Source organism: Pseudoalteromonas sp. Of11M-6 (assembly GCF_022347905.1).
GTDB lineage: Bacteria > Pseudomonadota > Gammaproteobacteria > Enterobacterales > Alteromonadaceae > Pseudoalteromonas.
Window position 1 is genome coordinate 24,667 of sequence record NZ_JAKRFW010000052.1, and the last position, 9,478, is coordinate 34,144.

The window sequence follows — 9,478 nt, forward strand, 5'->3', positions numbered from 1 at the left end:
CACCTCAATATTTTCGAATTTGTGTAAACGCGTTAGCGATTTTTTGAGCGCATTTTTTACCAGGCGATTGCTCAACGCCTGAATTTAGGTCAAGACCATCGGCACCTATATTAACGGCACCGTGAATGTTTTCGGGGTTTAGGCCGCCAGCCAACATATAATTGCTCGAACTACGATTTAATAGCTGCCAATCAAACACTTGTCCCGTGCCACCAAATGCGGTGTCGGTTTTGGTATCGTACAATTGCTTGTCTACGCCAGCGAAGGGGCTTGGCAGTGCTGTGTCCACACCCTGTGCTTTCCAAATTTGACAGGTAACTGGAAGTTGTTTTCGCAGGGTATCGATGTACAACTCATCTTCATTGCCATGTAATTGCACTGCACTCAGTTTTAATATTTGCGCATACTCAGCAACTTGCTCAAGCGGTGCGTTAACGAACACACCAACGTACTTGAGCGGTGCGCTATCGGCGACGGCCTTCGCACAATCAATGTCGACATAACGAGGCGATTTTGGATAAAAGATAAGGCCACCGTATACCGCTCCAGCTTCATAAGCTGCTTGCGCATCTTGGCTTCGAGTAAGACCACACACTTTGTTTTCGCCCAAAATCAAGCGTCTGCAAGCAAGTTCTAAGTCCTGTTCAGCCATCAGTGAACTGCCGACCAAAAAGCCGTCACAAATCGGTGATAAGCGTTTCACATCGCGGTGCGTGTATATGCCAGACTCTGAAATCACCACTTTGTCTTCGGGGATTAACTTTCTTAGTTTCTCTGTTGTTGCTAAATCCGTTGATAAATCTCTGAGATCACGATTGTTAATACCGATAAGTTCAGCATCTAACGCAAGCGCTCTTGTCACTTCTTCTTCGTTGCTTACTTCCGTTAAAATCGACATATTAAGTGATTTGGCCACGCTCGCTAGTGCCAAATATTCTTCGTCATTTAATACAGACAACATCAAAAGAATGGCATCGCCACCGTGTAGGCGGGCGAGATAAACTTGATATTCATCAATAAAGAAGTCTTTACAGATCAGAGGCTGATCAACCAGCTTTCTCACCGTGGCAAGGTATTCATAACTGCCTTGAAAGTATTTTTCGTCGGTTAGTACACTAATACATGTCGCGTACTTACGATAAACACTGGTAATTTCAGTCAAATCAAAATGTGAGCGAATAAGGCCTTTTGAAGGTGACGCCTTTTTGCACTCTAAAATAAATTGGGTCCCAGCTTGCGCCAACGCAGCGATAAAGTTAAGCGTGGTGGGGGTTACTTCATCGATAAAGTCACTTAACGGACGCTGCGCCTTGCGCGCTTTTAATTCTTCGACTTTATCGGCAACAATTTTTTCTAATACATTAGCCATTACTCACCTCTACAATGTTAGCCAAGGTTGTCATGGCTTTCTTACTTGCAAGCACTTCGCGTACTTGTTCGCTTGCGGTTTTAAAATCTGTGGCCTTATCGGTTAATACCAACAAGGCTGCAACGTTTGCAATTATCGCTGCATTGTGTGCTGCTTCGCCTTCACCATTTAAAATCGCAAGGCTCGCTTTCGCGTTATATTCTGGCGTATCACCAGCAATAGATTCAAGTGAATAGTTTTCTAGTCCAAAATCGCTTGGGGTAACGGTGTACTGCGTCACTTCACCCTGCTTTACTTCTGCGACTAGCGTTTCGCCGTGTAGGGCAATTTCATCTGTGCCACTACCGTGAACTACCATCGCTCGTTTCGTACCTAAGCGGTTTAACGTTTCGGCCATGGGTAAAACAAGGGCAGGGTCGTAAACGCCGAGTAATTGCACCTCAGGCTTAGCTGGGTTTGCCAATGGCCCGAGAATATTAAATATCGTGCGTGTTTTTAGTTGCGTGCGAACCGGCATGGCATGCTTTACACCAGCGTGGTAATGCGGTGCAAACAAAAAGGTAAAGCCGGTCTTTGCTAAGCACTTTTCTGCAAGTGCGGGGGTCATATCAATGTTGATCCCAAGTGCTTTTAGTAAATCCGCGGAACCTGATTTACTGCTCACGCTGCGATTACCGTGTTTGACCATATTAATACCACATGCTGCGGCGACAATGGCGGCGGTGGTACTCACGTTGATGGTATTTGTGCCATCGCCACCCGTACCACAGCTGTCTGCTGCGAGTAGATTTTGCTTGTCAAATGCGGTGGCATGATCACGCATGGCCTGAGCTGCTCCGGCTATTTCCGCCGCTGTTTCACCTTTAAACTTTAGCGCAAGCAGCGCTGCGGTAAGTTCGATGTCGCTCAGTTGTCCAGCCATAATATCGCTAAACAAGGATTTGGCGGCGTCGAACGATAAATCTTGTTGCTGTAATAGAGGTTGTAACTTTTCCATCGTGCTCTCCTAAGCGCTAAGGTACGCGATACTTTGTTGTAATAGCTGAGCGCCATTGGGGGTCAATATTGATTCTGGGTGAAATTGATAGCCAATTACTTTGTGTTCACTGTGATAGATAGCCATCGGAATGGCCTGATATCTCGCGATCACTTGTAGTGCTGGTGGTACGCTTGTTGCCATCAGAGAGTGATAACGCGCAACAGGGAATTGCGTCCCAAGTCCGGCAAATACCGGATGCTCATCCGCTTCAATAATAGAAGATTTGCCATGTACCGTCTCACCCGCTTTGCCAACTTTACCACCATAACTTTGGGTTAGGGCTTGTTGACCGAGGCAAATCCCAAGCATGGGGAATTTACCTTTACATAGCTCAATTAACGCGAGCAAACAGCCTGCTTCCGATGGCGCGCCAGGTCCTGGTGATAAAACTAATATCACTGGATCAACCTCTGCACACATTTTATTGAAAATGGTTTCGGCAGAGATATTGTTACGATAAACGACCAAGTCGAGTCCTAGCAAACTAAGCTCATCCACAAGGTTATAACTGAAAGAATCAAAATTATCTAAAAAGTATACCTTAGTCATGGTTTGCACCTTTATATGTGGACTGTACTGCTTTAATCACTGCCATGGCTTTAGCTTTGGTTTCATTTGCTTCACTTTGTGGATTTGAATCAAACACAACACCTGCACCCGCTTGCACGTAAGCAACGTTATCTTTTACAAACGCGGAGCGAATGACGATGCAGCTGTCCATGGCGCCATTGCCCATCAAATAACCTACCGCTCCGCCGTAGCTGCCACGACGCTGCTTTTCTGTATGGCGAACCAGTTCTGCGGCTTTAACTTTTGGTGCGCCGACGAGAGTGCCCATATTCATACAAGCCTGATAGGCGTGAAGCGCATCTAAATCCGGCTTTAATTGGCCAACGACGCGCGATACTAAATGCATGACTTGTGAGTAGCGGTCCACTTTCAATAATTCTTTTGCGTGTCGAGTACCTGCAATACTGATCCGTGCGACATCGTTACGAGCAAGGTCAACAAGCATAAGGTGCTCTGCACGCTCTTTTTGATCGTTGCGCAGCTCAAGCTCAATGCGGCTATCTAAATCTGGATTGATACTACCATCAGCAAACTTACCTCGTGGTCTTGTCCCCGCAATGGGATAGACTTCAACTTGGTTACTCTGCTCACAATATTTGAGTGCAGACTCTGGAGATGCGCCAAATAACACAAAGCGCTCATCCTTCATATAAAACATGTAAGGACTAGGGTTTTGTAGTTTGAGCTGTTTATAGGCGGCGAGTGAGTTATGGCAAGGAAGTGAAAAAGTGCGAGAGGGAACGACTTGAAAGATGTCACCGTTGATAATGTTGGTTTTCAACTTTTCAACGTGTTGACAATATTCGTCGTCACTCACATTGACTTTGACGTCTGCACCGCCACTTTGTGGCTCAAACTGAAATTCAGTGATTTGGTCACACTGACTGTTTAGCTCTTCTAGCTGTTTGCCTACTTCAAAACAATTGGCGTGAACCTCAGGGCCATTGAAAACATTACCAATGAGCTCTGTAGTTCGTGCTTGATGATCGATCACAACTAGGGTTTCAGCGAGATAGAAAACATAGTCGGGACAGTCGTTGTCCCCATCTGGTACTTCAGGAAGTTGCTCAAAGTTTGCCACCATATCATAGGCGAATACACCACCTAAAAAAACTGAAAATGGCGTATCTGAGTTACGTTTAATTTCATTTATGCAGGTTCTGAGCGCACTAAAGGCGTTATCCGCTTTTAGTTTTGTATGCTCATCAATGTTACTTTCCAATGCGTTGTACGTGAGCGTCAAGGTATTATCATTGAGGGTCACGTCACAATTTGTGACCTTTTGCGCAAGGTACGGTAGCAACTGAGCACCATTGTTAGACAAGGCTTTAGCAATGACTTGGGCGCCGTTACATTCGAATCGAATCGCACTATCCACAAGCACGATGCTTTTCACATTGTCTTTAGACTCTATTTCTGCCGATTCGAGCAGTAACGAGTTTGCTTTGTTTAAACCTGCGTATAAAGACAGTGGGCTGGCAATATAATCGCGCCTTTGTCTTATGCTGGTGACCTCACCTGGTGTGGTCGTTATATGACTAAAAATCAAACCTCATTCCTCTTAATTTCTAGATATTCTGTTTAGAAAATAAAAAAACCCCCGAAAGCTGAGCTCTGCGGGGGTTATTGTTCAGACACAACAATACCGTCCCGCTAGGGCATCCACCACCACCAAATTGTGTTTACTGTGATATTGTTGTTCATATAAGCCTCTAAAAAGTATAAAAAAACCCGCGACATTGCGCGGGTTGATAAATCGTAGATATAACGAAACACACCCGCTTAGTTCGAGTGCCACCACCAAATGTTTTTTTGAATTTGTTTGTTCATTTGTGAATATTTCGTTGTTTAATCTAAATTAGCTACAGTAAACCCTATTCTTGCTACAAGTGTCAAGGGCAAATATCAGAAAATAACCTAAGGTCGTATCAGTTAACTTGTGATATAATCAAAACGTTGATAATTCATAGAGATAGTTAATACATTTTGATTAAATATGACCTCCATAGCCATACTACTTTTTCCGATGGCCGCTTAGCTGTTGATGAATTGCTTGAGCGAGCAACGGAAAAAGGCGTTGATATTCTTGCAATTACAGATCATGACACGATAGATGCGATCCAGCCTGCCCGTGACTACATTAGCCAAAATAATCTCACGTTAGAACTTATCAATGGCGTTGAAATTTCCACAAAATGGGAAAGCTTTGAGATCCATATCGTTGGATTAAATTTTGACCCTGAGCATGAAGCATTAACAAAGTTACTGCACGAACAGCAGCAAAAGCGAGAAGCCAGAGCAAAAGAAATCGGCGAGCGATTAGCCAAAAAGGGCTATGAGCATGTCTACGAAGATGCCCTTGCGCTTGCCCAAACTGCGCAGATCACCAGAGCGCATTTTGCTCAAGTGCTGGTTGAGCGGGGCGTGGCTAAAAACGTGCAAAGCGTTTTCAATAAATTTTTAGCACGCGGCAAAACTGGGTATGTGCCAAGTCAGTGGTGCGATATACAAACGGCCGTTTCTGCTATTCACGCTGCGGGTGGAGTAAGTGTGCTGGCACACCCTGCTCGATATAAGATGTCGAATAAGTGGCTAAGAAAGTTAATTGCTGAATTTAAAGCGGTTGGGGGAGCTGCAATGGAAGTTGCACAGCCCCAGCAAGCGCCTACTGAGCGCCAATTTTTGGGGCGACTAAGTCAAGAGTTTGAATTGTTAGCAAGCCAAGGGTCAGATTTTCACTTCCCAATGCCTTGGGTCGACCTTGGTCGTAACTTGTATTTACCTAAAGATTGTCAAGGAGTTTGGCGTCATTGGGGAGGCAAAGAGGAATAAGCTTATGAGTCAATTTTTTCATATTCACCCAGATAATCCGCAAGCGCGTTTAATTCGCCAAGCGGCTGATATTATTGAACAAGGTGGCGTAGTGGTGTTTCCAACCGACTCCGGCTATGCGATTGGTTGCAACCTCGGTAATAAGCAAGCTAAGGAGCGGATAGAGCGGATCCGCGGCATCGAAAAACACCATAACTTCACTCTTTTATGCCGTGATCTGTCGGAGCTTTCGACCTATGCCCGTGTCGATAATCAAATGTTTAGGATGATTAAAAATAATACGCCCGGTCCGTACACGTTTATTTTTAAAGGGACGAAAGAAGTTCCTCGTCGTTTGCTCAATGAGAAGAAAAAAACCATCGGGATCCGTGTGACTGATAACCCAATTACTTGCGCGTTGTTGGAAGCACTAGGTGAACCTTTGATGTCATGCTCTTTGATTTTGCCAGGAGAGCAGTTTACTGAGTCTGACCCCGATGATATCCGCATGCGTCTTGAGAAGCACGTAGACTTAATCATCCATGGTGGCTATTTAATCGAGCAAGCAACCACCGTTATTGATATGTCCGAAGACACCATTGAAATTTTGCGTCGTGGCTGTGGCGATACGTCGCCTTTTGAATAACGCATGTTGAGATGACAGAAGCACTCCAACAGAAATTACCGCTGGCTTTTTTACACGGTGAAGCGGTAATTGAAAAGCCGGAAGATCTTTATATTCCCCCCGAAGCCCTAGAAGTTATCTTAGAGACCTTTGAAGGCCCGTTGGACTTACTGCTTTATCTTATAAAAAGACATAAATTAGATATTCTAGAATTACCGATTTTTAGTATTACTCAGCAGTATGTTCAGTACGTTGAAATGATGAAGGACATGCAGCTCGAACTTGCGGGTGAATACTTAGTGATGGCAGCTTTGCTGGCGCAAATAAAATCAAGAATGCTACTACCAAAACACGAAGAGTTAGAGGAAGAGGAAGATCCCAGAGCAGAGCTGGTGAGACGCTTGCAGGAATACGAGCAATTTAAGCAAGCTGGTGAGAATTTAGATGAGATCCCTCGTGTTGAGCGTGATATCTTTGTCGCTCATGCGTTGGTAGACAGTAGTACCGACTCTGAGCCAGAATTCCCAGACATTGAACTGAGGGAATTACTTTTGGCGCTGTCGGAAGTGATGGCTAGAGCCAAGACCTTTGAGCACCATCATATATCCGCAGAAGCACTTTCGACTCGAGAGCGTATGAGCTTTATATTGCAATTGCTACGAGAACAGGATAAGCCGGTAGAATTTGCGCGATTCTTTACCTTGGACGAAGGGCGCAGTGGTGTGGTGGTTACTTTTATTGCCATGCTCGAACTCATTAAGGAGCAATTGGTTGACTATATTCAGTCAGCAACAGCAGCGTCGATTTACCTGCATTTAAAAGGCTAGGGGATGGCTGCAGCCTCTGCTATACTCCGCATTTTTATCTTCAAGCATAAAATATGAAAAGACGCGTTAGCGATGAACAACTGGTTGAATTGGTTGAAGCAGCGATTTTCGTTTCAGATAAGCCGTTATCTAAAAAGCGCTTAAAAGAAACTGTGCTGGAAGATATCAGCGTGTCATCACCGCGTATTGATCAGGCACTGGAAACACTGGTAAATCACTATCAAACTCGCGGTGTAAGGCTGGTTGAGGTTGGTACTGGATACCGTTTTCAAGCTTGCCCGAGCTTGAGCCCTTGGCTAAGTAAACTGTGGCAGGAAAAAGCACCAAAATACTCACGTGCTACACTTGAGACTTTGGCATTGATTGCTTACCGGCAACCAATCACTCGAGGCGAAATAGAGCAAGTGCGCGGGGTCACCGTGAGTTCTAATATTATCAAAAGCTTGATAGATCGCGAGTGGATAAAAGTGGTGGGTTACAAAGAGGTACCGGGTAAGCCTGCATTGTATGCAACGACAAAACAATTTTTAGATTACTTCTCATTATCTGGTCTTGGGGAATTACCTCGATTACCTGAACAACATAATGAGAAAATAGAACAGTTATTAAACGATCCTTCTGTGAGAGAACCATCTGAATGAGTGAAAAACTACAAAAAGTATTGGCAAGAGCTGGCGTTGGCTCAAGACGCGAAATGGAAAAGTATATTGAGTCTAACCGCGTAAGTGTAGATGGAAAAGTTGCCAAGCTAGGAGACCGAGTGGAAGAGACTTCGGTGATCCGTGTAGATGGACATATTGTTAAAATAGAGCAGCAAGAAGAGCGCATCTGTCGCGTACTTATGTATCATAAACCTGAAGGTGAGCTGTGTACTCGTCGCGACCCTCAAGGTCGTCGTACTGTATTCGATAGGCTACCAAAGTTAGATGGTGACCGTTGGATAGCTATTGGGCGATTAGATATCAATACATCAGGCCTGTTGCTCTTTACCAATGATGGTGAGCTAGCTAATCGCTTGATGCACCCAAAATACGAAGTGGAACGTGAATATTCTGCTCGCGTATTTGGTGAAGTAACAAACCAAACGTTGCGTACATTAACCAAAGGTGTTGAGCTAGAAGACGGTCCTGCAAAATTCCTTAAGATTAAGCCACTTGGCGGTGAAGGTCTGAATAAGTGGTTCAATGTAACACTGACGGAAGGGCGTAATCGTGAAGTTAGGCGTCTTTGGCAGTCGCAAGATGTTGAAGTGTCGCGTTTGATCCGTATCCGCTATGGTAAATTGGAGCTTAATAAGCGTTTACCACAAGGTGGATGGGAAGAATTAAAATTAGAAGATGTTAACTACCTACGTAAATCGGTAAGCATGAGGGCCGAGCAGCAAACTAAGTTGTCGGTTATGCCAGAAAAGCGCAAAGACAAGCGCGCGAAAATTAATAAGATCCGCAAAGCAGTGAAAAAGCATAATCAAAGGGTCAAAACCCCAAGAAGAAAGTAATTTAAGCTTTTTATACCAATTAGCTTATTTAAGTGAGCTATTTTGAGGCGAGAAAATCTTGTCGATAACAAAGCAAAAATTTTGCTATTTAGCTGTTCTAAATGAGAAGTTTTTAACGTAGTTAGCGTCAGATTTGCTCCTTCAAATTGATCAAGTATTAAGACTAATTGGTATTAAACACCAGCCTAGTGAGCTGGTGTTTTTGTATTTGATAAGGAGATGCAAATGAAAGAGATGTTTGCTGGTAGTTGTCTGTGTGGTCAGGTTAAGTATCTTGTAGAGGGCAACGCGCAGGGCTTTTATTTATGTCATTGTGAGTATTGTCAAAAAGACACAGGCTCCGCACATGCTGCGAATTTATTTTTTCAAAATGCAGTGCTAACTTGGCTTGCGGGCGAAAAGTTAATAACCCGCTTTATTTTACCGAATACTAAGCACGTTAAAGCCTTTTGTACTTGTTGTGGCTCTGCATTACCAAACCAGCAGCCTGTTGGTTTAGTTGTACCTGCCGGTAGCTTAGATGATGCGCCGAGTCTTACGCCAACTGCACACCTATTTATCGCGAGTAAAGCGAAGTGGGATGAAAAATTAGAGCAAGTGCTGGCGTTTGAAACCTTGCCGAGAGATTAACTTAAGTAATATAACCTGAGCTGCGGATAATTAATGCCTTTCTAGCAGCCAGTTTTAGCGCTAACTGCGTTGAATTCACTTCCAATAGCCAGCTATTGGTGCGTAAATT

The 9,478-nt window shown here is 44.2% G+C and carries 10 protein-coding genes; 6 read left to right on the forward strand and 4 right to left on the reverse strand.

Annotated elements, in window-relative coordinates; translation table 11 throughout:
- Positions 1 to 4 precede the first annotated feature (4 nt).
- The 4 genes from trpCF to MHN32_RS19905 are packed head-to-tail and all read right to left on the reverse strand — an operon-like array spanning position 5 to position 4,527.
- Positions 5 to 1,369, reverse strand: a complete 1,365-nt coding sequence (gene trpCF / locus MHN32_RS19890; protein ID WP_239422605.1) for a bifunctional indole-3-glycerol-phosphate synthase TrpC/phosphoribosylanthranilate isomerase TrpF — start codon at positions 1,367 to 1,369, stop codon at positions 5 to 7.
- A complete protein-coding gene (trpD, locus tag MHN32_RS19895; protein WP_235367750.1) occupies positions 1,362 to 2,366 on the reverse strand; it encodes an anthranilate phosphoribosyltransferase in 1,005 nt (334 codons plus the stop codon). The genes trpCF and trpD overlap by 8 nt, the downstream gene beginning before the upstream one ends.
- A 9-nt stretch (positions 2,367 to 2,375) precedes the next feature.
- On the reverse strand, positions 2,376 to 2,957 hold the full coding sequence (locus MHN32_RS19900; RefSeq protein WP_235367751.1) for an aminodeoxychorismate/anthranilate synthase component II: 582 nt from the start codon (positions 2,955 to 2,957) through the stop codon (positions 2,376 to 2,378).
- On the reverse strand, positions 2,950 to 4,527 hold the full coding sequence (locus MHN32_RS19905; protein WP_239422606.1) for an anthranilate synthase component 1: 1,578 nt from the start codon (positions 4,525 to 4,527) through the stop codon (positions 2,950 to 2,952). Before MHN32_RS19905 ends, MHN32_RS19900 begins: the two co-directional genes overlap by 8 nt.
- A gap of 437 nt (positions 4,528 to 4,964) precedes the next feature.
- Here MHN32_RS19905 and MHN32_RS19910 point away from each other — a divergent pair, with 437 nt between their 5' ends.
- The 6 genes from MHN32_RS19910 (at position 4,965) to MHN32_RS19935 (ending at position 9,369) form a co-directional block, all read left to right on the forward strand.
- Positions 4,965 to 5,810 carry a PHP domain-containing protein gene (locus MHN32_RS19910; RefSeq protein WP_235367753.1) on the forward strand — a complete coding sequence of 282 codons (846 nt, stop codon included), beginning with the start codon at positions 4,965 to 4,967 and terminating at the stop codon, positions 5,808 to 5,810.
- Between the two features lie 4 nt (positions 5,811 to 5,814).
- Entirely contained in the window at positions 5,815 to 6,435 is a 621-nt protein-coding gene (locus MHN32_RS19915; RefSeq protein ID WP_235367754.1) for an L-threonylcarbamoyladenylate synthase, read from the forward strand.
- An 11-nt stretch (positions 6,436 to 6,446) separates the two neighbouring features.
- Positions 6,447 to 7,241 carry a segregation/condensation protein A gene (locus MHN32_RS19920; RefSeq protein ID WP_239422607.1) on the forward strand — a complete coding sequence of 265 codons (795 nt, stop codon included), beginning with the start codon at positions 6,447 to 6,449 and terminating at the stop codon, positions 7,239 to 7,241.
- Positions 7,242 to 7,294: 53 nt separating this feature from the next.
- A complete protein-coding gene (gene scpB / locus MHN32_RS19925) occupies positions 7,295 to 7,882 on the forward strand; it encodes an SMC-Scp complex subunit ScpB (RefSeq protein ID WP_010378581.1) in 588 nt (195 codons plus the stop codon).
- Positions 7,879 to 8,739 (forward strand): 23S rRNA pseudouridine(2605) synthase RluB, encoded by an 861-nt coding sequence (gene rluB / locus MHN32_RS19930; RefSeq protein WP_010604963.1) that lies wholly within the window; start codon positions 7,879 to 7,881, stop codon positions 8,737 to 8,739. Before scpB ends, rluB begins: the two co-directional genes overlap by 4 nt.
- A 225-nt stretch (positions 8,740 to 8,964) precedes the next feature.
- Positions 8,965 to 9,369, forward strand: a complete 405-nt coding sequence (locus MHN32_RS19935; RefSeq protein WP_010604962.1) for a GFA family protein — start codon at positions 8,965 to 8,967, stop codon at positions 9,367 to 9,369.
- Positions 9,370 to 9,478: the final 109 nt, after the last annotated feature.

Coding starts and splice junctions, on each gene's coding strand:
- MHN32_RS19920 (WP_239422607.1), top strand. CDS start 6,447: ATGACAGAAGCACTCCAACAGAAATTACCGCTGGCTTTTTTACACGGT.
- MHN32_RS19900 (WP_235367751.1), bottom strand. CDS start 2,957: ATGACTAAGGTATACTTTTTAGATAATTTTGATTCTTTCAGTTATAAC.
- MHN32_RS19915 (WP_235367754.1), top strand. CDS start 5,815: ATGAGTCAATTTTTTCATATTCACCCAGATAATCCGCAAGCGCGTTTA.
- scpB (WP_010378581.1), top strand. CDS start 7,295: ATGAAAAGACGCGTTAGCGATGAACAACTGGTTGAATTGGTTGAAGCA.
- trpCF (WP_239422605.1), bottom strand. CDS start 1,369: ATGGCTAATGTATTAGAAAAAATTGTTGCCGATAAAGTCGAAGAATTA.
- rluB (WP_010604963.1), top strand. CDS start 7,879: ATGAGTGAAAAACTACAAAAAGTATTGGCAAGAGCTGGCGTTGGCTCA.
- trpD (WP_235367750.1), bottom strand. CDS start 2,366: ATGGAAAAGTTACAACCTCTATTACAGCAACAAGATTTATCGTTCGAC.
- MHN32_RS19935 (WP_010604962.1), top strand. CDS start 8,965: ATGAAAGAGATGTTTGCTGGTAGTTGTCTGTGTGGTCAGGTTAAGTAT.